Below are 24,865 nucleotides of genomic sequence, written 5' to 3' on the forward strand. Positions count from 1 at the left end.
GTCCGCCGCCGGTCAGCCCCCGAAATCGGTGGTTCCACCGTCGACGGTGGCGGATGCGGCAGCGCCCCGGCCTGCGGGGAGGAGCCGCCCCACCGCGCGCGCCGCGGCGGTGTCGAGCAGCGCCGCGAGCCAGTCGCCGACGGCGTCGAGGTCGAGGTCGTCGCGGTCGCCGGCGTCGTCGAGGAGCAGCACGTCCACGCCGCGCTCCCGCGCCCGGGAGGCCGCGGCGACGACCGCGGGCGTCGCGAGCCGGCCCGCACGGAGTTCGTCGCGCAGGCGCCCCTCGACGGCGAGCGCCGTCCGCCGGCCCTCCGCCGGGAGCTCCTCCTGCGCGGCGATCCGCTCGAGGACCGGACCGGCGAGCGACACGGCCCGCGCCGCCCGGCCGCCGAGCTCCTCGCGCGCCGCGGCGTCCCAGGCCGCGCGCTCCTCGTCGCGGACGGCCCGCTCGTGCAGCCGCCCGGTGCGCGCCTGCATCCGCGCCACCACCCGGGTGAGCGCGACCGCGATGAGGACGACGGCCACGGCCCGCACGCTCGCCATGAACACGAGCGCGGGAGCCGCGTCCGCCCAGGCGCCGGCCGCCACGACGACCGCGAGGAGCCCGACGGCACCGGCCGTCGCCCATCGGAGACACCCGCGCATGGCCACGGCGACGAACACGAACGCCGCGGTCGTGACGAACCACAGGTGGGCGTACGTGAACGGCGACAGCGCCACCCCGGCGACGACGACCGCGAGGGTCAGCGCCGTCACGGTGGCGAGCCGGGCACGCGTGGGCACGGCGGTCGGCGAGCGGCGCAGCACCTCGGTCGCGGTGAACAGCCCGAGGCACACGGCGAGCGGCACCCACCAGAACCGCGCCGTGGGGATCGCGAGGATCGCGAGCGCCAGCTGGGTGACCGTGAAGACGACGGCGATGACGGCGACCCCGACGCGCAGCATCCGGGGATCCGCCGCATCCGGGATCGCCTCGGCCGTCGGCGCCGACCAGGTCAGCCGCACCGAGGCGCCCCCGCCGGGCCGGGAGACCACCTCGGCCTCACCGCCGGCGTCGCGCACACGCCCGCGGATGCTGACCCGCACCCCCAGCCGGTCCTCGGGGACGGCGGCCGGGTCGAACCCGACGCCGTCGTCGGTCACCGTGACCACGACGCCGCGGGCGCGCTGGGCCACGGCGACGGTGCGGCTCGCGGCCGGCCCGGCATGGCGGATGCTGTTGTCCACCGCCTGCAGCGCCGCGCCGAGGAGCGCGGCGTGCACGTCGTCGGGGAGGCCGTCGGGCATCTCCCCGGCGACCACGACGCGGGCGCGCGGATCACGGCCCGTCACGGCGGCGGCGAGCTCGTCGGCGAACGTCCCGGGCGCGGTGAGCGTGCCGGCGGCGAGTTCCCGCACGCTCCGCAGCGCCCGGCGCGCCTGCTCCGCGAGCCGGTCGCGCGGGATCGGCAGGCCCGACCCCGCGAGTGTGAGCGTCGCGAGCACGTCGTCGTGCACGACGGCCGCGGCGCGCGTCCTGGCGGCGAGCCGCCCTCGCGCGGACGAGGCGGCGGATGCGGCGGCGGCACGTTCGGCGACCGCCTCGTCCAGCCGGCGGCCGGCGTCGAGGGTGATCGCGCCGATCGCGGCGACGACGACCCCGACGACGAGCGTCTGGGTGTCGTTCACCCACCCGCCGAAGGTGACGTCGCCGAGGAGGGACCGGTGGACCAGCACGAGCAGCGACGACAGGAGCTGCACGACCCAGGCGGCCACGAGTCCGCCGGCGACGAGCGCCGCGGCCACGGCGGCCGCCGAGGCGGTGAGCACCCACGGCGTCAGCACCGCCTGCCCCGCGGTCTGCCACAGCATCCCGAGCTGCAGCAGCACCCATCCCGCCGCCGCGACCCCGGCCATGATCCGCAGCCCGCGCGCCGGCACCCACGGGGCCGCGAGGCCGGTGACGGCGATGAGGCCGAGCGCGACGAGCATCCACAGCTCGCTCGGGTGCACCACGAGGCCGCGCTGCAGGGCGGTCAGCGGCGTGAAGGCGGCGAGGATCGTCGCGAGGAGCGCGGCGACGATCGCGAACAGCCGGAGCGCGCTCAGTTCCGCCCGGCCGACGACCCGGCGCTCAGTCACTGCCCGGTGCGGGGACGAAGCCGTCCTCGATCCCCCGCTGGTACAGCTCCACCTTCGTCGCGGCGGGGCGTCCCAGCTGGTGGTAGACGGCGCGGATGCGGCGGAGGTGGTCGTTCACGGTGTTCTCGCTCACGAACAGGGCCGCCGCGACCTCCTTCGCCCCCATCCCGGAGGCGTAGCAGCTGAGCACCTCGCGTTCGCGGGCGGTCAGGGGCGCCGCGTGCAGGAGCGGGTCGGTGTCGAGCGCGGACGCCCACTCGGTGCTCGGCACGTGCTCGCCGCGGCCCGCGGCACGGATCGCTCCGACGATCACCTGCGGCGGCGCCGACTTGCGGACGATGCCGAGCGCGCCGGTGCGCGAGGCCTCCCGCACGAGGTACGGGTTCTCGGCGGAGGTCAGCACGAGCACGCGCGCGCCCCACGCCTGCAACCGTTCGACGTTCTCGGCCGGGGTCGAGCCGTCCCGGAGGCTCAGGTCGAGCACCACCACGTCGGCGTCGCAGCGCGGTCCCACGAGCGCCGCCACGTTCGGCGCATGCCGGGCGAACTCCAGTTCCGGCGCGTCGGCGATGAGTCCGGCGACCGCCATCGCGACGAGCTCATGGTCGTCGACGACCGCAACCCGCGTCGTGTCCACGCACCCTCCCCAGTCGATTCCGAGGATAGGGGGAAACGGCGGGCGCAACCCCACACCCCGGCCTGCGCCGTTCCCGCCCGCGGTGGCAGACTGAGCCCATGAGCCGTGCAGGACAGCCCGCCGAAGCATCCGATCTCATCGACGTCGACGAACTGATCGCCGCCTACTACGACCGCAAGCCCGACGCCTCCGTACCGGCGCAGCGCGTCGTGTTCGGCACGAGCGGCCACCGCGGGTCGAGCCTGTCGACGGCCTTCAACGAGGATCACATCCTCGCCACCACCCAGGCGATCGTCGACTACCGTGCCCGCGCCGGGATCGCGGGCCCGCTCTTCCTCGGCCGCGACACCCACGGGCTGTCGCTGCCGGCCGAGCGCACCGCGATCGAGGTGCTCGTCGCGAACGGGGTCGACGTGCGCGTCGACGCCCGCGACTCGTGGGTGCCGACCCCGGCGCTCAGCCACGCGATCCTGGCCTACAACCGCGACCGCGGGCAGGACGACCCGGGCCGCGCCGACGGCATCGTCGTCACCCCGAGCCACAACCCGCCCCGCGACGGCGGCTTCAAGTACAACCCGCCGCACGGCGGCCCCGCCGACACCGACGCGACCGGCTGGATCGCCGACCGCGCGAATGACCTCATCGCCGCGGGCCTGGAGGGCGTCAAGCGCACCCGGTACGCCGACATCGACGCCGAGACGATCGGCGAGTACGACTTCCGCGAGGCGTACGTGCGCGACCTCGAGACGATCATCGACATCGAGGCGATCAAGAAGGCCGGCATCCGCATCGGCGCCGACCCGCTCGGCGGCGCCTCGGTCGAGTACTGGTCCCTCATCGCCGAGCACTACGGGCTCGACCTCACCGTCGTGAACCCCGAGGTCGACCCCACGTGGCGGTTCATGACGCTCGACTGGGACGAGAAGATCCGCATGGATCCGTCGTCGCCGTCCGCGATGGCCGCGCTCGTCGCCCGGCGCGACGAGTACGACATCCTCACCGGCAACGACGCCGACGCCGACCGGCACGGCATCGTCACCCCGGATGCGGGACTGATGAACCCGAACCACTACCTCGCCGTCGCGATCGACTACCTCTTCTCGCACCGTGAGGGGTGGCCGGCGGACGCCGCCGTGGGCAAGACGCTCGTCTCGTCGATGATCATCGACCGCGTCGTGGACGCACTCGGCCGGAAGCTCTACGAGGTGCCGGTCGGCTTCAAGTGGTTCGTCCCGGGGCTGCTCGACGGCTCGGTCGCGTTCGGCGGCGAGGAGTCCGCCGGAGCGTCGTTCCTGCGGATGGACGGCTCGGTATGGACCACCGACAAGGACGGCATCCTGCTGTGCCTCCTCGCCGCGGAGATCCTCGCCGTCAGCGGCAAGACCCCGTCGCAGCGCTACGCGGAGCTCGAGGAGGTGCACGGCGCCTCGGTCTACCAGCGCGTCGACGCCCCCGCATCCCCCGCGCAGAAGGCGGCGCTGTCGAAGCTCGCGCCCGAGTCGGTCACCGCGACCGAGCTCGCCGGCGAGCCGATCACCGCGAAGCTGTCGCACGCGCCGGGCAACGGTGCGGCGATCGGCGGGCTCAAGGTCGTGACCGAGAACGCCTGGTTCGCCGCGCGCCCCTCCGGCACGGAGGACGTCTACAAGCTCTACGCGGAGTCGCTCCGCGGCGAGCCGCACCTGCGCCAGGTGCAGGAGGAGGCCCGCGGCGTCGTCTCCGACGCCCTCGGGGACTGACCCGCGCGCGGCCCGGGCGCGCGAGTGCGCACCCGTTTCGCGAGTGCGTATCCGATCGGGTGCGCGTTCGCGAAACGGATGCGCACTCGGCGTTTGTGGTGGCGGGTCAGCGGAGGGCGGGGAGACGGGCGAGGGCGGCGCCGGCGGCCTCCAGGAACCGCGCGGGCTCGGCGAGCGCGGCCGCGCGCGACCCGGCGAGCCGCACGAGCTCGACGGATGCGGCGAACGCCGAGGCGTCCGCATCCGGGTCGATGCGTCCGGCGACGAGCGCGGCCGGCACCCCCGCCCGCGCGGCGATCGCGGCGACGTGGCCGGGCGCCTTGCCGGTGCCGGACTGGCCGTCGTACGCCCCCTCGCCGGTGATGACGACGGATGCGGTCGCCACGGCGTCGGCGAGCCCGACGAGGTGTGCGACCTCGTCCGCGCCGGGCACGAGGCGGGCGCCCCAGGCCAGCAGCGCGAACCCGGCGCCGCCCGCGGCCCCTGCGCCCGGTGCGGCCGGGTCGACGTCGAAGAGCGCGCCGAACCGGGCGAGCGCGGTGTCGACGATCGGGATCTCGGCGGGGGTGAACCCCTTCTGCGGGCCGAAGACGGCGGCGGCGCCCCGCGGTCCCGACAGCGGCGCGGTCACGTCGGTGAGCACGAGCACGCCGCGTGGCGGGAGCGGCCGCATCCGGGACAGGTCGACGGATGCGGCGGCCCGCAGGCCGATGGCACCGTCGGCGGTGTTCACCCCGGAGGCCGTCGTGATCCGGGCGCCGAGGGCACGCAGCATCCCGGCGCCCGCGTCGGTCGAGGCGCTCGAGCCGATCGCCAGCACGAGCCGGGAGACGCCGTAGTCGAGCGCGTCCGCGATGGCCTCGCCGAACGCCCGGGTCGACGCCCGCCACGGTTCCCGGCGGGTGCCGTACCGTTCGATGCCGCAGGTGCCGGCGAGCTCGACCACCGCGGTGCCCTCCGGCGCCTCGGCGTCCGGCGGCAGCAGCAGCCACGACGCGCCGATGCGCTCCCCCGCGCTGCCGGCGGGCGCGGTGACCGACACCGGCATCCGCTCGACGCCGGGCACGGACGCCGCGAACGCCTCGAGCGTGCCCTCGCCGCCGTCGGCCATCGGCCGGAGCACGAGCGTCGCGTCCGGGTCGGCGCGGCGCCATCCCGCGGCGAGCGCACGCGCGGCAGCGGCGGCACGGATGGTGCCTTTGAAGCTGTCCGGCGCGACGACGACGCGGTGCATGCACCGAGCGTAGCCCCGCGGCAGGTCAGCGGCGCGGGCCGGTGCTCTCCCGGACGACGAGCTCGGTCGGCACGAGCGTCCGCGGGGTGGTCTCACGCCCCTCGATCTCCGCGAGGAGGGCCCGGATCGCGGCCTCGCCCACCCGGTCGAAGCGCTGTCGCACCGTGGTCAGCGGCGGCCAGTAGTTCGCCGCATCCGGTACGTCGTCGAAGCCGACCACGCTGACCTCCGCCGGCACCGGCCGGCCGGCCTCGTGGAGCGCGCGCACGACGCCGAGCGCCATCTGGTCGTTCGCGGCGAAGACCGCGGTCGCGGGGCCTGCGGCCAGGCGCCGCCCCGCCTCGTATCCGGACTCCGCGCTCCAGTCGCCGACGATGGGCTCGGGCACCTCGAGGCCGTGGGCGGTCATCGTCTCCTGCCACGCCCGCCGGCGCCGCTCGGCGGCGTACGACTCGGGCGGCCCGGAGACGTGCACGATCCGCCGGTGCCCGAGGCCGATGAGGTGTTCGGTCGCAAGACGCGCCCCCTGCGCCTGGTCGTTGTCCACGACGGGGTACGCGTAGGCGGCGTTCGAGTCGACGACGACCACCGGCAGCCCCGATGGCAGCGAGAGGTCGCGCTCCCCCAGCCGGTGCGTCTCGATGAGGATCACGACGCCGTCCACGGCGTGCTCGTTCAGCCGGGCGAAGGCCCCGGACACGTCCGACTGCGTCGGCGACTCCACGGTGATGAGGGTGAGCGAATAGCCCTCGGATGCGGCGACCGCGGCCACGGAGCCGAGCGTGCGCGTGTTGCCGTACGAGGTGAGCGAGAACATGATCACGCCGACCGAGCGGAAGCGCCCGGACCGCAGCGCCCGGGCCGCGCTGTTCGGCCGGTAGCCGAGCGAGGCCATCGCCTGCAGCACGCGCTCGCGGGTCGCCGGGTCGACGTTGTCGCGTCCGTTCGCGACGCGGGAGACGGTCTGCCCCGACACGCCGGCGGCCGTGGCGACGTCCGCCATGGACACCTCGCGGCGCCGGCGCGACCCCGACGGCCCGGTCGATGCTCCCGGCATCCCGCCCCCTCTCGGATGTTGACGTTGACATGCTAGCGGCACCGGCATATGTTTACGTCAACATCCGGGCGTCCGGATGCTGAATCCCCCGCATCGATGAAGAGGCCACGGACGATGACGACCACGGCGGCAGCCGCATCCGCGATCCGCACCCCCAGGCGACGACGCCGACGCGCCGAGCAACGAGGCTGGATCTTCGTCGCGCCCTTCGCGATCGTGTTCGCGCTCGTGTTCCTCGCACCGCTCGCGTACGCGCTGTACCTGAGCTTCTTCCGCGACCAGCTCGTGGGCGGCACCGCGTTCGTCGGCGTGCAGAACTACGTCGCCGCGTTCACCGACGCGAAGTTCTGGGACGGGTTCGTGCGGGTGCTGCTGTTCCTGGTGGTGCAGGTGCCCATCATGCTCGTGCTCGCCCTCGCCGCGGCGCTCGCGATCGACAGCGCGAGGCTCCGCGCATCCGGGTTCCACCGCATCGTGATCTTCCTCCCCTATGCGGTGCCCGCGGTCGTGGCGGTGCTCATGTGGGGGTACATCTACGGCGACCGCTTCGGGCTCACCGGCAACATCAACGACCTGCTCGGGGCGAACGTGCTGACGCCGTTCGTGCCGCAGTGGATCATGCTCTCGATCGGCAACATCGTCACCTGGCAGTTCGTCGGCTACAACATGCTGATCTTCTACTCGTCGCTGAAGACCGTGCCGGGCGAGCTCTACGAGGCCGCGTCGATCGACGGCGCGGGCGCCTGGCGCACCGTCTTCTCGATCAAGCTCCCGGCCCTCCGCGGCTCGATCGTGATCGCGACGATCTTCTCCATCATCGGCAGCTTCCAGCTCTTCAACGAGCCGAACATCCTGAAGCCGCTCGCCCCGAACACCATCACGACGTACTTCACGCCGAACATGTACGCCTACAACCTGTCGTTCGCCGGGCAGCAGTACAACTACGCCGCGACCGTCGCGATCATCATGGGCGTCATCACCGCGGTGATCGCGTACGTCGTGCAGTTGCGCGGCTCCCGGCAGGAGGTGCGCTGATGGCCGCCCCCGCACTCGCGCGGACCACGTCGCTGCGCCCCCGCCGCTCGGTCACGCTCTCCATCGTGATGGCGCTCTTCCTGCTGTACGCCCTCATCCCGCTGGTGTGGCTCGTCATCAACTCGACGAAGACGCAGGGCGACCTGTTCACGACGTTCGGCCTGTGGTTCGGTGACGACTTCGCCCTCTGGGACAACATCGTCGAGACGCTCACCTACCGCGACGGCATCTTCACCCGCTGGCTCGGCAACACGCTGCTCTACGTCGTGATCGGCGCGGGCGGCGCCACGATCCTCGCCACGATGGCGGGGTACGGGCTCGCGAAGTACGACTTCGCCGGGCGGAAGGCCGTGTTCGCCGTCGTGCTCGGCGCCATCGCCGTCCCCGGCACCGCCCTCGCGGTGCCCACGTTCCTGCTGTTCAGCCAGCTCGGGCTCACGAACACCCCGTGGGCCATCATCATCCCCTCGCTCATCAGCCCGTTCGGGCTCTACCTCATCTGGGTGTTCGCGAGCGACGCCGTGCCCACCGAGCTGCTGGAGGCGGCCCGGATGGACGGCGCGGGCGAGCTCCGCACCTTCTTCACGATCTCCATCCGGCTGCTCGCGCCCGGGATCGTGACGGTGGCGCTGTTCGCCGTGGTCGCCACCTGGAACAACTACTTCCTCCCCCTCATCATGCTGAGCGACCCGGCGTGGTACCCGCTCACGGTCGGTCTGAACCAGTGGAACGCGCAGGCGACCGGCGCGGCCGCGCAGCCGATCTACCACCTCGTCATCACCGGCTCACTGCTCTCGATCATCCCGATCGTCGTGGCGTTCCTGGTGCTCCAGCGCTTCTGGCAGTCCGGGCTCAGCGCCGGAAGCGTCAAGCAGTGACCCCCCTCCCATGACCCCGATCCCCTGCATCCCCCGTCCCTCCGGGTCGCGTCCCGGTTCCGCAACAACGAAGTGAAGGAAACCCTCATGTCCCTCATGCGCAATCACCCGGTGCTGCGTCGCACCGTGTTCGCCGCAGCGGCGGCGGTCCTCGCCGGCGGCTCCCTCGTCGCCTGCTCGTCCGGCGGATCGTCGTCCGGCGGGTCGCCCGACGACCTGGCCGCGGCCCTCGAGGAGGGCGGCGAGCTCACCTATTGGTCGTGGACGCCCTCGGCCGAGGCGCAGGCGGCGGCCTTCGAGGAGGCCTACCCGAACGTGACGGTCAACGTCGTCAACGCCGGCACGAACACCGAGGAGTACACGAAGCTGCAGAACGCGATCAAGGCGGGGTCCGGCGCACCGGACGTCGTGCAGATCGAGTACTACGCCTTCCCGCAGTTCGCGCTCACCGGCGCGCTGCTCGATCTCGCCCCCTACGGGTTCGGCGACCTCGAGGGCGACTACACCGCATCCACCTGGAACTCCGTCGACTTCGACGGCAAGATCTACGGCCTGCCGCAGGACTCGGGCCCCATGGCGATGTTCTACAACCAATCGGTGTTCGACGAGTTCGGCCTGACCGTGCCCACCACCTGGGACGAGTACATCGCGACCGCGAAGCAGCTCACCGCCACCGACCCCACGAAGTTCATCACGAGCGACACCGGCGACGCCGGGTTCGCGACGTCGATGATCTGGCAGGCGGGCGGCGAGCCCTTCGAGGTCGACGGCACCGACGTGTCGATCGACCTCGCCGACGAGGGCTCGAAGCGGTGGGCCGACACCTGGAACGAACTCGTCGAGAACGACCTCCTGGCGGACATGCCGGGCTGGAGCGACGAGTGGTTCAGCGGGCTCGGCGACGGCACGATCGCGACCCTCATCATCGGCGCCTGGATGCCGGGCAACCTCGAGGCGTCGGTGCCGGATGCGGCCGGCGACTGGCGCGTGGCGCCGATGCCGACGTACGACGGCACCCCGGTGACCGCGGAGAACGGCGGCGGCGGCCAGGCCGTCACCGAGCAGAGCAGCAACCCCGCGCTCGCGGCGGCGTTCCTGCAGTGGCTGAACAACGACGAGGAGAGCCTGCGCATCTTCGCCGAGAGCGGCGGGTTCCCCTCGACCGTGGCGCAGCTGGAGTCCGACGAGTTCCTGAACGAGGAGCCGGAGTACTTCGGCGGCCAGAAGATCAACCAGGTGCTCACCGAGGCCGCCGCGAACGTGCGCGAGGGCTGGCAGTACCTGCCGTTCCAGGTCTACGCGAACAGCATCTTCGGCGACACCGTCGGGCAGTCGTACGCGAGCCACGGCGACCTGAACGAGGGCCTGGCCGCCTGGCAGGAGCAGCTCGTCTCCTACGGCAACGACCAGGGCTTCACGGTCGACGAGTGACGCCCGGCCGGGAGGGCGCCCGCACGCGCCCTCCCGGCTCCACCCCCAGAACGACGGACCCACTGTGCCTGCATTCACCATCGGCGAGACCGACTTCCTGCTCGACGGATCCCCCCACCGCATCCTGTCCGGCGCCCTCCACTACTTCCGCATCCACCCCGACCAGTGGGCTGACCGCATCCGCACGGCGCGGCTGCTCGGCCTCAACACGATCGAGACCTACGTCGCGTGGAACGCGCACGAGCCGGTCCGCGGCGAATGGGACGAGACCGGCTGGAACGACCTCGGCCGCTTCCTCGACCTCATCGCCGAGGCGGGCATGCATGCGATCGTGCGGCCAGGGCCGTACATCTGCGCGGAGTGGCACAACGGCGGGCTGCCGGTCTGGCTCACCGGCCTCGACGGTGCGCGGCTGCGGAGCTCCGACCCCGTCTACCTCGCCGAGGCGGAGCGGTACCTCCAGGCCGTGTACCGGATCGTCGCGCCGCGGCAGATCGACCGCGGCGGCAACGTGGTGCTGGTGCAGATCGAGAACGAGTACGGCGCGTACGGCGCCGACAAGGCGTACCTCGCCGAACTCACCCGCATCACCCGTGCGGCCGGCATCACGGTGCCGCTCACGACGGTCGACCAGCCCGAGCCCGACATGCTTCGCGACGGCAGCCTCCCCGGGCTCCACCTCACCGGCTCGTTCGGGTCGCGGGCGGCCGAACGGCTCGTTACGCTCCGTGCGCACCAGCACACCGGACCGCTCATGTGTGCGGAGTTCTGGGACGGTTGGTTCGACTGGTGGGGCGGCGTGCACCACACGACGGATGCCGCCGCATCCGCCGCGGAGCTCGACGCGCTGCTCGCAACCGGTGCGTCGGTGAACCTGTACATGCTGCACGGCGGCACGAACTTCGGCCTCACGAACGGCGCGAACGACAAGGGCCGGTACGCGCCCATCGTCACCTCCTACGACTACGACGCCCCGCTGGACGAGGCGGGCGCGCCGACGGCGAAGTTCCACGCGTTCCGCGAGGTCATCGCCCGGTACGCGCCCGTGCCCGACGAGGTGCCGGCACCCGCGCCGCCCGCCCCGGCCTTCGAGGTCGCACTCACGCCGACCGGCGACTGGCTCCCCGGGGCCGGAGCCGCCGAGGCGGCCGACACCCCGCCGACCTTCGACGCGCTCGGGCACCTCGGCGCGCTCGTGCGCTACGACGCGCCGCTCCCGGATGCGGCCGGGGCGGCGGATGCGGACGCGGGTGGGGAGGCGGATGCGGACGCGTCGCTCGTGTTCGACGAGGTGCGCGACCTGGCGTGGGTGCACGTCGACGGCCGCCGCGTCGGCACGCTCTCGCGCACACGGCACGAACGCGCGCTCGCGATCCCGCGCGGGCGGACGCTCACGGTGCTCGTCGAAGACCAGGGCCGCGTGAACTACGCCGATCGGCTCGGGGAGCAGAAGGGACTCGTCGGCGGTGCCACGCTCGACGGGGCGCAGCTGCACGGCTGGACCGCGATGCCGATCGACCTGCACGCGGTCGCCGGCCGGATCGCGGCGGCACCCGCATCCGGCACCGGCGCCGGCCGCACCGGGTTCCGGGCCGGGTTCGAGCTGGACGCATCCGCCGACCTGTTCCTCGACACCGCCACCCTCGGCAAGGGATATGTGTTCGTGAACGGGTTCCTGCTCGGCCGGTACTGGATGAACGGCCCGCAGCGGACGCTGTTCGTGCCGGCGCCGGTGACGCGGGCCGGTGCGAACGAGCTCGTCGTCGTCGAGCTGGAACAGGCGCGCGAGCCGCGGGTGCGGTTCGTCGCCCGGCCGCTCCTCGGCCACCGGGAGGAGTGACCGGGTCGGCGGCTCGGCCACCGGGAGGAGTGACCGGGTCGGCCGCGGCTGCCGTGGAAGGATGGACCGCATGTCTTGGCTTGTCACCGGCGGTGCCGGCTACATCGGGGCGCACGTGGTGCGCGCGCTCGCGGGCGCGGGGCTCGACCCCGTCGTGATCGACGACCTCTCGAGCGGCCACGCGGACTTCGTGCCCGCAGGCGTCCCGTTCGTGCAGGGCACGATCCTCGACCGCGAGCTCGTCACCCGGACCCTCCGCGACCACGCAGTGACCGGGGTCATCCACGTCGCCGGGTTCAAGTACGCCGGCGTCTCGGTGCAGCGTCCGCTCCACACGTACGAGCAGAACGTCGACGCCACCCGCATCGTGCTGCAGGCCATGGCCGACGCCGGGGTGACGAACCTCGTGTTCTCCTCCTCCGCCGCGGTCTACGGCACGCCCGACGTGCCGCTCGTGACGGAGGACCTGCCCAAGCGCCCCGCCTCGCCGTACGGCGAGTCCAAGCTCATCGGCGAGTGGCTCATCCGCGATCAGGCGGTCGCGACCGCGGACTCCCCGGATCCGCTGCGCCACACCTCGCTGCGGTACTTCAACGTCGTCGGCTCGGGCGACCCGGACGTGTACGACTCCAGTCCGCACAACCTCTTCCCGATCGTGTTCGAGAAGCTGCTCGCGGGCGAGACCCCGACGATCAACGGCGACGACTACGACACCCCCGACGGCACGAACGTGCGCGACTACGTGCACGTCGCCGACATCGCGGCCGCGCACGTCGTCGCCGCGCAGCGCCTCGAGGCGGGCGAGCCGGTCGAGTCCGCGTACAACCTCGGGTCGCAGAACGGCCTCAGCGTCCGCGAGATCATGGACGCCATGGCCCGGGTGACCGGCATCGACTTCACCCCGAAGGTCGGGCCGCGCCGCCCGGGCGACCCCGACCGCATCGTCGCCACCGGCGAGCTCGCGGCCCGCGACCTCGACTGGAAGAACCGCTACACCGTGGACGAGATGGTCCGCACCGGCTGGGACGCCCGCCGCAACGCCCGCTGACCCGGGCCGGGACGCGGGGCGCCGGGCGCCGCGGGCGCGCCGCTCGTGCGTGCCTGCATGTGCCCGACGCGTGCACAACTGCTGAGTTCACGCCCGACACGCCGCATCCCGAACCCGACGACCCGGCGTGTCGCACGCCATCTCCGCAGTTGTGCACGGAGACGGACCACGGATGCGGCGACTTCCCACCACGGATGCGGCACCCTCGCACACGCGAGCGCGGTGCCTGACGCGTGCATAACTTCGGAGTTCACACCCGACACGCCGCATCCCGAGCCCGACGACCCGGCGTGTCGCACCCCATCTCCGCAGTTGTGCACGGCGACGGGCCACGGATGCGGGCACCTCCCGCCACGGACGCGGCACCCTCGCACACGCGACCACGGCGCCCCGCGCGGGCACAACTGCGGAGTTCACGCCCGACACGCCGCATCCCGAGCCCGACGACCCTGCGTGTCGCACGCCATCTCCGCAGTTGTGCACGGCGACGGGCGGCGGACGCGGAGACGGGTGACGGATGCGGCGGACGCGGAGACGGGCGACGGATGCGGCGCGCACCTCGACGCGACCGACCCCGCGCCGCGCCCTCAGGCGGAGCCGCGCCAGACGACGGGGGCGTCGAGCAGGATCTCCCCGCGGGCGGTGTCGTCGCCGGCGATCTGGTCGAGCACGGCCTGCGCCGCGGCGGCCCCGAGCCCCTCGGCGGGCTGGTGCACGGTCGACAGCGGCGGCACGGTCCGCTGCGCCCACGCACTGTCGTCGAATCCCACGACCCCGATGTCGTTCGGCACCCGGCGACCGGCCGCCCGCAGCGTCTGCATGGCGCCGGCGGCGACGGCATCGGATGCGGCGAAGAGCCCGTCGAGGTCGGGTGCGCGCTCGAGGAGCCGCCGCATCCCCTCGGCCCCGTCGGCGAACGCGTAGAAGGGCACCTCCTCCACGAGTCCCGGGTCGAACGCGTCGCCCATCGCCTCGCGGAAGCCGGCGAGGCGGTCGGCGCCGGAGTCGCGGTCGAGCGCCGCCGCGATCATGCCGACGCGGCGGCGGCCGGTCTCGCGCAGCCGCTGCGTGATCGCCCGCGCGCCGCCGCGGTTGTCGATACCGACCCGGGCGCCGCTCACGTCGGGCGGGTGGCCGACGAACGCCGCGGGCAGGCCCAGGCGGCGGACGACCTCCGTGATGGGGTCGTGCTCGCGTGCGGAGACGACCACGACGCCGTCGACGAAGCCGCCGCTGAGGTACCGGGCGACGCGATCGGTGTCGCGGGCGGTGTCGACGACGAGGCAGACCATCTGGTGATCGGCCTCGGACAGCGTCCGGTTGGTACCGAGCAGGATGTTGCCGATGTTCGGGTCCTCGAGGAAGAGCGAGTGGGGCTCGTGCACGATGAACCCGACGGCCTGCGTCCGCCGCCGCACGAGGTTCCGGGCGGCGGTGTTGGGCACGTAGCCCACCTCGCGGATCGCCTGCTCGATGGCCGTCCGCGCCGCCTCGGAGACGTACCCCCCGTTGAGGACGCGACTCACCGTGCCCCGTGAGACCCCGGCCGCCCGGGCGACGTCGTGGACGGTCGCGCGCTTGGAGGTCGGGGGGACGGAGGCCATGCGCGTCAGCCTACCCAGCACCGGAGGGTTGACGCCGTGCCGCGCCGGTGTCAGTATGTGCACGTTCCCACATTTCGAAACGGGTCGCCCGCGACCGAAGTGTGTGCACGTGAACACAAGCCCGCGAAGGAGCGAGAACCGGATGCCCGACGCCGTAGCACCCCGTCACCCCCTGGACGCGCCCGCCGCGCAGGGGTTGCTGCTCGGATGCGACTACAACCCCGAGCAGTGGGACCGCGAGGTCTGGCTCGAAGACGTCCGCCTCATGCGCGAGCTCGGTGTCGGCCTCGTCGCGATCAACGTCTTCGGCTGGTCCGCCGTGAACCCCGCACCGGGCGTCTGGGACTTCTCCGCGCTCGACGAGATCATGGACCTGCTCCACGAGCACGGCATCCGGGTGAACCTCGGCACCGGCACCGCGTCGCCGCCGCCGTGGCTCACCACCCTGCATCCCGAGGTGCTGCCGGTCACGGACGACGGCACCCGCCGCTACCCCGGCGGCCGCCAGGCCTACTGCCCCAGCTCACCGGTGTTCCGCGGCTACGCGATCGAACTCGTCAGCCGGGTCGCCGAGCGCTACGGCTCGCACCCCGCCGTGGCGCTCTGGCATGTGTCGAACGAGCTCGGCTGTCACAACGCGCTCTGCTACTGCGACGCGAGCGCGGCCGCGTTCCGCGCGTGGCTGCAGGAGCGGTACGGGTCGGTCGACGAGCTCAACCGGGCCTGGGGCACCGCGTTCTGGAGCCAGCGGTACAGCCACTGGGACGAGATCCGGCCGCCGCTGCAGGCGCTCTCGCTGCGGAACCCCGCGCAGCTGCTCGACTTCCAGCGCTTCAGCTCCGACGAGGTGCTCGGCCAGTACCGCGCCGAAGCCGCCGTGCTCCGCGCGCGCAGCGACGTGCCGGTCACGACGAACTTCATGGTCACCGCGCACATCCGCAACATGGACTACTGGCGCTGGGCCGACGAGATGGACGTCATCGCGAACGACCACTACCTCGACCGCCGGCTCGACTCGCCGCGCGCAGAGCTCGCGTTCGCCGCCGACCTCACCCGCGGGCTCGCCCGCGGCGGCCGGTGGCTCCTCATGGAGACCTCGACCGGCGCGGTCAACTGGCAGCCGGTGAACCTCGCGAAGGCCCCCGGCGAACTGCTGCGGAACGTCGCGGCGCACATCGCCCGCGGCGCCGACGGCATCTGCTTCTTCCAGTGGCGGGCCTCGGTGCAGGGCGCCGAGAAGTACCACTCCGCCCTGCTCCCCCACGCGGGTACCGACAGCGCCGGCTGGCACGAGTCGGTCCGCCTCGCCGACGTGCTCGGCCGGCTCGGCGGCCTCCGCGGCACCCGCACGGTCGGCGACGCCGCGCTCCTGTTCACCTGGGAGAGCTGGTGGGCGGCCGAGGCCGAGGGACGCCCCAGCGAGGCGCTGTCCTACCTCGACGAGGTCCATGCCGCCCACGCCGCGCTCTCCGCCCAGGGACTCACCGTCGACGTGCTGCCGCCGGACGCCGGGTTCGACGGGCACCGCCTCCTCGTCGTGCCCGCGCTGCACCTCGTCTCGGATGCGGACGCCGACCGCATCCGCCGTTTCGCCGAGTCCGGTGGCACCGTGCTCGTCACGTTCTTCAGCGGCATCGTCGACGAGACCGACCGCGTGCGGACGGGCGGCTACCCCGGTGCGTTCCGCGACCTGCTCGGCATCCGCGGCGACGAGTTCGCACCGCTGCTGCCGGGAGCGCGGGTCGCGCTCGACGACGGCTCGACCGGGTCGGTGTGGACCGAACGCCTGCACGTCGTCGACGCCGAGGCCGTCGCCACCTACGTCGACGGCCCGGCCGCGGGCGCACCCGCGATCACCCGCCGCACTGTGGGTGCGGGCGCCGCCTGGTACACCTCGACCCGGCTCGACCCGGGCGCGGCGTCCGCGCTCGTGGCACGCCTGGTCGCCGAGTCCGGCGTGCAGCCCACCGGCGGCGACGCCGCGCTCGAACTCGTCCGCCGCACCGGCGACGGGCGTTCGTTCCTGTTCGCGATCAACCACGGCAGCGCCGATCGCACCATCACCGCCCACGGGCACGACCTCGTCGCGGACGAGCCCGTGGCCGACACCGTCACCGTCGCCGCGGGCGCGGTGCGCATCATCGAGGAGGCGTCATGACCACCACCGCACCGTCGCAGCCGGTGCAGCGCCGCATCCGCATCCCGCACAAGCGCGCGATCGCCCTGCTGCTCGCGCCGTTCGCGGTGCTGTTCGCCCTGTTCTACGTGCTGCCGATCGGGTTCGCCATCGTGCAGTCGCTGCTCGTGGTCCAGCGCGACGGCACGTACGGCAAGTCCGAGCTCGTCTTCGGAGGCTTCGCGCAGTACGCGCTCGTCTTCCAGAACGAGGCATTCTGGTCGTCGGTGGGGCGGATGCTGCTCTTCGGCGTCGTACAGGTGCCGGTCATGCTCGGGCTCGCGCTCCTGTTCGCGCTGCTGCTGGACTCCCCGCTCGTGCGGGGCAAGCGGTTCTTCCGCCTGGCCTACTTCGTGCCGTATGCGGTGCCCGGCGTCATCGCCGCGATCATGTGGGGCTCGCTGTACTCGCCCAACCTGTCGCCGTTCAGAGCGGTGACCGGGCAGATCGACTTCCTCGGGGCCGAGATGGTGCTGTGGTCGATCGCGAACGTGGTGACCTGGATCTACGTCGGCTACAACATGCTGATCATCTACTCGTCGCTGCTGTCGATCCCGACCGAGATCTACGAGGCCGCACGGCTCGACGGGGCCGGCCAGTTCCGCATGGCCTGGTCGATCAAGATCCCGCTCGTGCGCCCGGCGATCGTCATGACGGCGATCTTCTCCATCATCGGCACGTTGCAGCTGCTCGCGGAGCCGCAGGTGTTCCGGTCGTTCAGCTCGGCCGTGACCAGCACGTTCACGCCGAACATGACGGTGTACGCGACCGCGGCCGTCCCGAACACCAACCTCGCGGCCGCGTTCTCGGTCGTGCTCGCACTCACCACCTTCGTGCTCTCGTTCGGGTTCATGAAGTTCATGCAGCGGAAGGGGAACGCATGAGCGCCGTCACCGCCCCCGCCCGGGCCCGTGGGCCCCGCGAATCCGTGATGTCCCGCGGGGCCGCGATGCTCATCATGGCCGTGTTCACGCTGTACTTCCTCATCCCGCTGTGGTGGCTGCTCGTCGCCTCCAGCAAGGACACCGGCGACATCCTCACGACGAACCCGCTGTGGTTCGCGGACATGCGCCTCTTCGAGAACATCGCCGACCTCTTCGCGTACCGCGACGGCGTGTACCTGAAGTGGCTCGGGAACTCCGTGCTCTACGCGGGGCTCGGCGGCGCGATCGCGACGCTGTTCGCCGCGATGGCCGGCTACGCGCTGGCGAAGTACCGGTTCCGCGGTCGGGAGTTCGCGTTCAACGTGGTGCTCGGCGGGGTGCTGGTCCCGGCGACGGCGCTCGCGCTGCCGCTCTTCCTCATCTTCAGCCAGGTGAACCTGACGAACACGTTCTGGGCGGTGTTCCTGCCGTCGCTGGTGAGCCCGTTCGGGGTCTACCTCGCCCGCATCTTCGCGGCGCAGGCGGTGCCGGACGAGCTGCTCGAGGCCAGCCGCATCGACGGCGCCGGCGAGATCCGCACCTTCTTCACGGTCAGTGTGCGGCTCATGATGCCGGCGCTCGTGACGATGTTCCTCTTCCAGTTCGTGGCCATCTGGAACAACTTCTTCCTGCCGCTGATCATGCTGCGCAGCGAGGAGCTCTTCCCCGTCACCTTCGGTCTCTACAACTGGAACAACCAGCTCAACCAGCTGCCGGAGCTGCGCGGCCTCGTCCTCATCGGCGCGCTGCTCTCGGTCATCCCGCTGGTCATCACCTTCCTCTCGCTTCAGCGCTTCTGGCGCAACGGACTGGGCGCAGGCGCCCTGAAGTGAGTCGATCGCCGCGCGGAACGACCCGCGCGGCACCCCACCGGCCGGAACGGCCCGCCCGGTGCCTCACCAAGAAAGGATCGAAATGCACCACCCGAAGACGAAGGCGGCCGCGGCCGTCCTGCTCTCCTCCCTTGCCCTCGCAGGCTGCTCGGCCGGTGGCGCCGGCGGGGACGCGGCATCCGCCGACTGCACACCCGCAGACGGCGACGTCACCCTCGAGTTCACCTCCTGGATCCCCGGCATCGAGAACGTCGTGGAGATCTGGAACGAGGCGAACCCGGAGATCCAGGTGAAGGTGCAGACCGGCCCGAACGGCAACGGCGGCACCTACCAGAACTTCTTCAACCAGATCGCGGCGGGCGACGCCCCCGACCTCGGTCAGATCGAGTACGACGCACTGCCGAACTTCCTGGTGCAGGACGGCGTCGAGGACATCTCGGTCTGCGAGGACGTCGTCGCCGCCGAGGACGAGTTCGTCGACTGGGTGTGGGGACAGGTGAGCCTCGGCGAGGACGGCGCGGTGTACGGCGTGCCCCAGGACATCGGCCCGATGGCGCTGTTCTACCGCTCCGACCTCTTCGAGCAGAACGGCATCGCCGTCCCGACCACGTGGGACGAGTACAAGGAGGCCGCGAAGCAGGTGCGCGCGGCCGGCGGGTACATCACCAACTTCTCCACCGCCGACATCAACCAGTTCGCCGGGTTCGTGTGGCAGGCCGGCGGCGAATGGTTCAGCAACGACGGCGACGCCTGGGAGGTCACCCTCACCGACGATGCGTCCGAGCAGGTCGCCGCGTACTGGCAGGAGCTCCTGGACGAGGGCCTCGTCAGCACCTACCCGGCGTGGACCGACGAGTGGAACAACGCCTACAACTCCAGCGAGGTGTGGACCTGGCCGTCCGCGGTGTGGGGTGCGAACTCCATCTCCTCCGGCGCCCCCGACACCGCCGGCGGCTGGTCGGTCGCCCCGCTGCCGCAGTGGGAGGCCGGTGACACGGTCGCGGGCAACTGGGGCGGTTCGTCCATCGCCGTGCTGAAGGGCAGCGAGCACCTCTACGAGGCGACGAAGTTCGCACTGTGGCTGAACACCTCCGAGGAGGCCCTCGCCGCGCTGAACGCGGAGGCGAACATCTACCCGGCCACCACGGCGGGCCTGCAGCTGCCGTCCCTCACCGAGGGCGTGGAGTTCTACGGCGGCCAGAAGATCTACGACGTCTTCGCGGATGCCGCCACGCAGGTCTCCCCTGACTTCGTGTGGGGGCCGACCATGACGCAGACCTACGCCGACGTCTCGGACGGCTTCAAGGGCGCGGTGAGCGGCAAGGGTACGCTGGCCGACGCGCTGGCCGCCGGCCAGTCCGCCACCGTCAAGGCGCTGCAGGCGCAGTCGATCCCCGTCACCGACTGACCCGCCGATCCCTGTCCGCCCGTGGTGCCGCTCCGGTACCGCGGGCGGACACGTCGTCAGGAGCACACATGCACACGCAGCCCACGCTCGCCCACCTGTCCGCCGAGGGCTCCAGCCTCGTCGTCGATACCGCCGCGGGCGGCATCCTGCACTGGGGACCCGCGCTGACCGAACAGGATGCGGCGACCCTCGCCGCGACCGACGCCGGGGCGGTCACGTTCAGCTCGTTCGACGCCCCGCGCCGGCTCGGCCTGCTCCCCGTCGAGGCGGACGGCTGGTCGGGCACCCCGGCGCTGTCGTGGCACCGTGACGGCGCCGCATCCGCACCCATGCCCGTGCTGACGGACGCGACCGCGACGGCGGATGCGGTCGTGCTGACGTATCGCGACGAGCTCGCGCAGGCCGAGGCGCGCGTGCACATCGCGCTCGGCGCCGGCGGCGCGCTGCAGGCGCGGGTCGAGGTGACGAGCACGGCACCGGCGGACGCGCCGCCGCTCGATCTGACGGCCGCGCGCATCGTGGTGCCGCTGCCGGCGCGGGCCGCCGAGATCCTCGACCACACCGGCAGGTGGACCGGGGAACGCCGTCCGCAGCGCTTGCCGGTGCGGGACGGCGCCCACACACGCACCGGGCGGCGCGGGCGGGGCGGCCACGACGCCGCGTACGTGAGCCTCGTCGGCACCGAGGGCTTCGGGTTCCGGCACGGCGAGGTGTGGGCCGCGCACGTCGCCTGGAGCGGCGACACCGAGGTCGCCGTCGAGCGGCTGCCCGAGGGCGCTGGCGTGCACGCCGCGGTGCTCGCGGCGGGCGAGCTGCTGCGTCCGGGCGAGATCCGGCTCGCGAGCGGCGAGACCTACCGCTCCCCCGTCGTCCACCTCGCACACAGCACCGCCGGGATCGACGGCGTCACGGCACGGTTCCACCGCGCGGCGCGCGCCCTCCCGGGGCACCCGGGCACGCCGCGTCCGCTCGTGCTGAACACCTGGGAGGCCGTGTACTTCGACCACGACCCGGCACGCATCGCCGAACTCGCACGGGTCGCGGCGGGCGTCGGCGTCGAACGGTTCGTACTCGACGACGGCTGGTTCGGGCACCGCCCGGACGACCGCTCGGGGCTCGGCGACTGGCACGTCGACACCGCGAAATGGCCGGACGGGCTCCGGCCGCTCGCCGACCTCGTGCACGGGCTCGGGATGCAGTTCGGGCTCTGGTTCGAGCCGGAGATGGTGAACCCCGATTCCGACCTCGCGCGTGCCCACCCGGAGTGGATCCTCGGCACGCACCCCGACCCGGCGACGTGGCGGCACCAGCTCGTGCTCGACCTCACGCATCCGGACGCCCGCGCGCATGTGCTGGACCGGCTCGACGATGCGATCACCGCTTTCGACCTCGACTTCATCAAGTGGGACCACAACCGCGACCTCCACGCCGCCGTGTCCCGGCGCACCGGGCGCGCGGCCTCGCACGCGCAGACCGCCGCGTTCTACGCGCTCCTCGACGACCTGCGCGCGCGGCACCCGCGGCTCGAGATCGAGTCGTGCGCGAGCGGCGGCGCCCGCGTCGACCTGGGTGTGCTCGCCCGCACGCAGCGGGTGTGGGCATCCGATTCGAACGACCCGGTGGAGCGGCAGCGCATCCAGCGGTGGACGGCGACGCTCGTCCCGCCCGAGGTGGTCGGCTCGCACGTCGGGCCGCCGGTCGCCGAGACCACGCACCGCTCGGCATCGCTGTCGTTCCGCATGACCACGGCCCTGTTCGGGCACGCCGGTCTCGAGTGGGACCTCACGACCGCGAGCCCCGCCGAGCTCGACGCCCTCCGCGCCTGGAGCACCCTCTACCGCGAGCTGCGCCCGCTGCTGCACGCGGGCGTCACCGTCCGCACCGACGAGCCCGACCCCGGCACGCTCCTGCACGGTGTGGTGGCGGACGACCGCTCGCACGCGGTGTTCGCGTGGGTGCGCACCGACACCTCGTCGGTCGCGTCGACGCCGCGCACCCGCATCCCGGGTCTCGATCCCGATGCCCGCTACACCGTGCGCGAGCGCACCGAACTCGGCCGGGCGTCACGGCACGAGGTGCGCGACCCGGCCTGGCTCGAGGCACCGGAACCGCTCGTCGCCACCGGCCGCTTCCTCGCCGAGGCCGGGCTTCCGCTCCCCCTCCTCGACCCCGGTGCCGCGATGCTCCTCGAGTTCCGCCGCGCGGAGGCCGGAGGCGGTGCGTACTGACCCCGGTTCGACCGCCGGGTCGCCGCTCCGGGCGCGTGCACAACTGCGGAGTCCACCCCCGACACACCGCATCCCGAGGCCCTGGGCACGGCGTGTCGCGCACCATCTCCGCAGTTGTGCACGGAGACGGGCGACGGATGCGGCACCCTCGCACACGCGGGCACTCCCGACGCGTGCACAACTGCGGAGTTCACCCCCGACACGCCGCATCCGGAGGCCCTGGGCACGGCGTGTCGCGGCTCATCTCCGCAGTTGTGCACGCGCGAACGGTACGGATGCGGCACGCGCGTAGGCCACGTTGTGCACGCGCGGAGGCCACGGCACGCGCGGCACGGACGACAGGCGACGGATGCGGCACGCCCGCCCCGTGCGCAGCGCACCGATCAGGGGCGGGCGGTGCTGGCGCGCTCGACGAACGTCGCGGGGACGACCGTGGTCGGCTCGCCCCCGTCGAGGAGCGCGGTGACGGCGGCCTCGGCGAGCCGGTCGAAGTGCTGGCGGAGGGTCGTGAGGGGCGGACGGTAGTCGGCCGCATCCGCGATGTCGTCGAACCCCACGACGCTCACGTCGTCGGGCACGCGCCGCCCGCGCTCGTCGAGGGCGCGCAGCACCCCGAGGGCCATCTGGTCGTTCGCGACCAAGACCGCCGTCAGGTCCGGGTCGCGCTCGAGGAGCGCGGTCGCCGCCTCGGCCCCGGATGCTGCGCTCCACGCCCCGCGGATCGGCGCAGGCACGATTGCGCCCGCCGCCTCGAGCGCCCCGCGCCACCCGCGTTCGCGCTCGGCCGCGGCGTAGGAGGTGGCGGGGCCGGCGATGTGCGCGACGGTCCGGTGTCCGAGGGCCAGCAGGTGCTCAGTCGCGATGCCGGCCCCGCCGGCGTGGCCGGTCTGCACGGCGGCGTACCGCTCGTCCGCTGGCGCGTCGACGAGCACGAACCGCAGCCCGGCGGGGAACACGGCGGTGCGGGCCGCAGCCGCCGCCTCGTTCACCACCACGACGCCGTCGACGCCCTGGTCGCGCAGGCGGTCGAACGCGGCATCCGCGGAGCCCGCACCGAGCGTCACCATGGCGATGTCGTGGTCGCGGGCGGCGGCGGCCTGCGCGACCGCGTCGAGCATGAGGGAGTTCCCGGCGGTGGCGAGCGTCGCGACGACGACGCCGATCGTGCCGCTGCGGCCCGTGCGCAGCGCCCGCGCCGCCCGGTGCACGCGGTATCCGCTCTCAAGGAGCGCCGCCTCGACCTTCGCGCGGGTCGCAGGATCGACCTTCGGGCTCGCGTTGACGACGCGCGACACCGTCTGCGCGGACACCCCCGCGAGGGCTGCGACGTCGCTCATCGACGGTCGTCCGTTCACCATCCGTCCTCCCGTGTTGACGATATCACCCGTGATATATAGCGTGTTATCGTGAACACTCCCCCGGACGACGCGCACACCGCCCCCATCCCCGGCATCACGCTGGGCGCCGGTGTCGTCAAACGCCCCACGCGCCTCGCCGACGGCCGTGAGCTCATCTACTTCGACGATCCCGGCACGACCCTGGGCGCCGACCGGGCGATCGACGCTCGCGAGCTCGCACCGCGCCCGGAGACGGCGACGATGCGCCTGGACGTGCTCACCGGCGACTGGATCTCCGTAGCCGCGGCCCGCCAGAACCGGGCGTTCCTGCCGCCCGCGGAGCTCGACCCGCTCGCACCGCAGTCGCCGACGAACCCGTCGGAGATCCCGTCGCGCTACGACGTCGCGGTGTTCGAGAACAAGTCGCCGTCGTTCGGACCGGCGCTGGCCGAGGCCACCGGTGACGCCCCCGCAGCGGTCGACGCGCCCACCGGCCTCGACGACCTCACCGCGCTCGGCCTCGGCCGCACCCGCACCTCGGTCGGTCGCACCGAGGTCGTCTGCTTCAGCCCCGACCACACCGGATCGTTCGGCACGCAGACCGTCACCCGCGCCCGCACCGTCATCGAGGCGTGGGCCGACCGCACCGCGGCGCTGTCCGCACTCCCCGGCATCCAGCAGGTCTTTCCGTTCGAGAACCGCGGCCAGGAGATCGGCGTGACGCTGCCGCATCCGCACGGCCAGATCTACGCCTACCCGTACGTGACCCCGCGCACGCAGCGGCTGCTCGCCGCGGTCGCGGAGGTCGGCGACGACCTGTTCGACCGCATCCTCGACTTCGAACGCACCGCCGGCGAGCGGATCGTCCTCTCGGGCGAGCACTGGACCGCGTTCGTGCCGTTCGCCGCCCGCTGGCCCCTCGAGGTGCACCTCGTGCCGCACCGGCACGTCGCGGACTTCGCCGAGACGAGCGACGCCGAGCGCGACGAGCTCGCGCCGCTCTACCTGCGGCTGCTGCGCGGCGTCGACGCCCTCTACGACACCCCCACCCCGTACATCGCCGCCTGGCACCAGGCGCCCGTGCACACCGGTCGCGCGGGCGCGCGACTGCACCTGCAGCTGACGAGCCCGCGGCGCGCGGCCGACAAGCTCAAGTACCTCGCCGGGTCCGAGGCCGCCATGGGCGCCTGGATCGGCGACATCCCGCCCGAGATCTCGGCCGCGCGACTGCGCGAGGCCGTCGAAGGAGTACAGCTGTGACGACGACGGATGCGGCGGCCGCCGCCCGCGACCTGTTCGCCGCCGTGACCGGCGCCGCCCCACAGGGCGTGTGGTC

General features: G+C 72.8%; 18 protein-coding genes. 12 read left to right on the forward strand and 6 right to left on the reverse strand.

Going from position 1 to position 24,865, the window contains the following annotated elements; all coding sequences use genetic code 11:
- Positions 1–12: 12 nt before the first annotated feature.
- Positions 13–2,121, reverse strand: a complete 2,109-nt coding sequence (locus tag ACWAUO_RS02195; protein ID WP_460772681.1) for an ATP-binding protein — start codon at positions 2,119–2,121, stop codon at positions 13–15.
- Positions 2,114–2,758: a LuxR C-terminal-related transcriptional regulator gene (locus ACWAUO_RS02200; RefSeq protein ID WP_460772683.1), complete on the reverse strand. Its 645-nt coding sequence runs from the start codon at positions 2,756–2,758 to the stop codon at positions 2,114–2,116. The genes ACWAUO_RS02195 and ACWAUO_RS02200 overlap by 8 nt, the downstream gene beginning before the upstream one ends.
- A gap of 98 nt (positions 2,759–2,856) precedes the next feature.
- On the opposite strand from ACWAUO_RS02200, the gene pgm reads away from it, so the two are divergent.
- The gene (gene pgm / locus ACWAUO_RS02205; protein WP_460772684.1) at positions 2,857–4,497 is read left to right on the forward strand and encodes a phosphoglucomutase (alpha-D-glucose-1,6-bisphosphate-dependent); all 1,641 of its coding nucleotides are present in this window, start codon (positions 2,857–2,859) and stop codon (positions 4,495–4,497) included.
- 106 nt (positions 4,498–4,603) lie between these two features.
- On the opposite strand, the gene ACWAUO_RS02210 is transcribed toward pgm, so the two are convergent.
- The gene (locus ACWAUO_RS02210; RefSeq protein ID WP_460772686.1) at positions 4,604–5,731 is read right to left on the reverse strand and encodes a glycerate kinase; all 1,128 of its coding nucleotides are present in this window, start codon (positions 5,729–5,731) and stop codon (positions 4,604–4,606) included.
- Positions 5,732–5,756: 25 nt separating this feature from the next.
- The gene (locus tag ACWAUO_RS02215) at positions 5,757–6,788 is read right to left on the reverse strand and encodes a LacI family DNA-binding transcriptional regulator (RefSeq protein WP_460772688.1); all 1,032 of its coding nucleotides are present in this window, start codon (positions 6,786–6,788) and stop codon (positions 5,757–5,759) included.
- A 114-nt stretch (positions 6,789–6,902) separates the two neighbouring features.
- On the opposite strand from ACWAUO_RS02215, the gene ACWAUO_RS02220 reads away from it, so the two are divergent.
- From ACWAUO_RS02220 to galE, 5 genes are all read left to right on the forward strand, one after another.
- The gene (locus ACWAUO_RS02220) at positions 6,903–7,823 is read left to right on the forward strand and encodes a carbohydrate ABC transporter permease (protein WP_460772689.1); all 921 of its coding nucleotides are present in this window, start codon (positions 6,903–6,905) and stop codon (positions 7,821–7,823) included.
- Positions 7,823–8,701: a carbohydrate ABC transporter permease gene (locus ACWAUO_RS02225; protein WP_460772691.1), complete on the forward strand. Its 879-nt coding sequence runs from the start codon at positions 7,823–7,825 to the stop codon at positions 8,699–8,701. Before ACWAUO_RS02220 ends, ACWAUO_RS02225 begins: the two co-directional genes overlap by 1 nt.
- Before the next feature lie 87 nt (positions 8,702–8,788).
- A complete protein-coding gene (locus tag ACWAUO_RS02230; RefSeq protein WP_460772693.1) occupies positions 8,789–10,132 on the forward strand; it encodes an ABC transporter substrate-binding protein in 1,344 nt (447 codons plus the stop codon).
- A gap of 64 nt (positions 10,133–10,196) precedes the next feature.
- A complete protein-coding gene (locus ACWAUO_RS02235; RefSeq protein ID WP_460772694.1) occupies positions 10,197–11,972 on the forward strand; it encodes a glycoside hydrolase family 35 protein in 1,776 nt (591 codons plus the stop codon).
- Between the two features lie 70 nt (positions 11,973–12,042).
- Positions 12,043–13,020, forward strand: a complete 978-nt coding sequence (gene galE, locus ACWAUO_RS02240; RefSeq protein WP_460772696.1) for a UDP-glucose 4-epimerase GalE — start codon at positions 12,043–12,045, stop codon at positions 13,018–13,020.
- 587 nt (positions 13,021–13,607) lie between these two features.
- Here the strand turns inward: galE and ACWAUO_RS02245 are convergent.
- On the reverse strand, positions 13,608–14,624 hold the full coding sequence (locus tag ACWAUO_RS02245; RefSeq protein ID WP_460772698.1) for a LacI family DNA-binding transcriptional regulator: 1,017 nt from the start codon (positions 14,622–14,624) through the stop codon (positions 13,608–13,610).
- Positions 14,625–14,766: 142 nt separating this feature from the next.
- Between ACWAUO_RS02245 and ACWAUO_RS02250 the strand changes: the two genes are divergently transcribed.
- The 5 genes from ACWAUO_RS02250 (at position 14,767) to ACWAUO_RS02270 (ending at position 22,192) form a co-directional block, all read left to right on the forward strand.
- Complete coding sequence (locus ACWAUO_RS02250) at positions 14,767–16,782, forward strand: beta-galactosidase (protein ID WP_460772700.1); 2,016 nt, start codon at positions 14,767–14,769, stop codon at positions 16,780–16,782.
- Complete coding sequence (locus tag ACWAUO_RS02255) at positions 16,779–17,684, forward strand: carbohydrate ABC transporter permease (protein WP_460772701.1); 906 nt, start codon at positions 16,779–16,781, stop codon at positions 17,682–17,684. The genes ACWAUO_RS02250 and ACWAUO_RS02255 overlap by 4 nt, the downstream gene beginning before the upstream one ends.
- Positions 17,681–18,556, forward strand: coding sequence for a carbohydrate ABC transporter permease (locus ACWAUO_RS02260; protein WP_460772703.1), 876 nt, complete (start codon positions 17,681–17,683; stop codon positions 18,554–18,556). Before ACWAUO_RS02255 ends, ACWAUO_RS02260 begins: the two co-directional genes overlap by 4 nt.
- A gap of 82 nt (positions 18,557–18,638) precedes the next feature.
- Positions 18,639–19,964, forward strand: a complete 1,326-nt coding sequence (locus ACWAUO_RS02265; protein ID WP_460772704.1) for an ABC transporter substrate-binding protein — start codon at positions 18,639–18,641, stop codon at positions 19,962–19,964.
- Positions 19,965–20,032: 68 nt separating this feature from the next.
- Complete coding sequence (locus ACWAUO_RS02270) at positions 20,033–22,192, forward strand: alpha-galactosidase (RefSeq protein ID WP_460772706.1); 2,160 nt, start codon at positions 20,033–20,035, stop codon at positions 22,190–22,192.
- A gap of 383 nt (positions 22,193–22,575) precedes the next feature.
- On the opposite strand, the gene ACWAUO_RS02275 is transcribed toward ACWAUO_RS02270, so the two are convergent.
- Positions 22,576–23,529, reverse strand: a complete 954-nt coding sequence (locus ACWAUO_RS02275; RefSeq protein WP_460772707.1) for a LacI family DNA-binding transcriptional regulator — start codon at positions 23,527–23,529, stop codon at positions 22,576–22,578.
- Between the two features lie 69 nt (positions 23,530–23,598).
- Between ACWAUO_RS02275 and galT the strand changes: the two genes are divergently transcribed.
- Positions 23,599–24,789 carry a galactose-1-phosphate uridylyltransferase gene (galT, locus tag ACWAUO_RS02280; protein WP_460772709.1) on the forward strand — a complete coding sequence of 397 codons (1,191 nt, stop codon included), beginning with the start codon at positions 23,599–23,601 and terminating at the stop codon, positions 24,787–24,789.
- Positions 24,790–24,865 lie beyond the last annotated feature (76 nt).

Source organism: Microbacterium sp. GXF7504 (assembly GCF_054798235.1).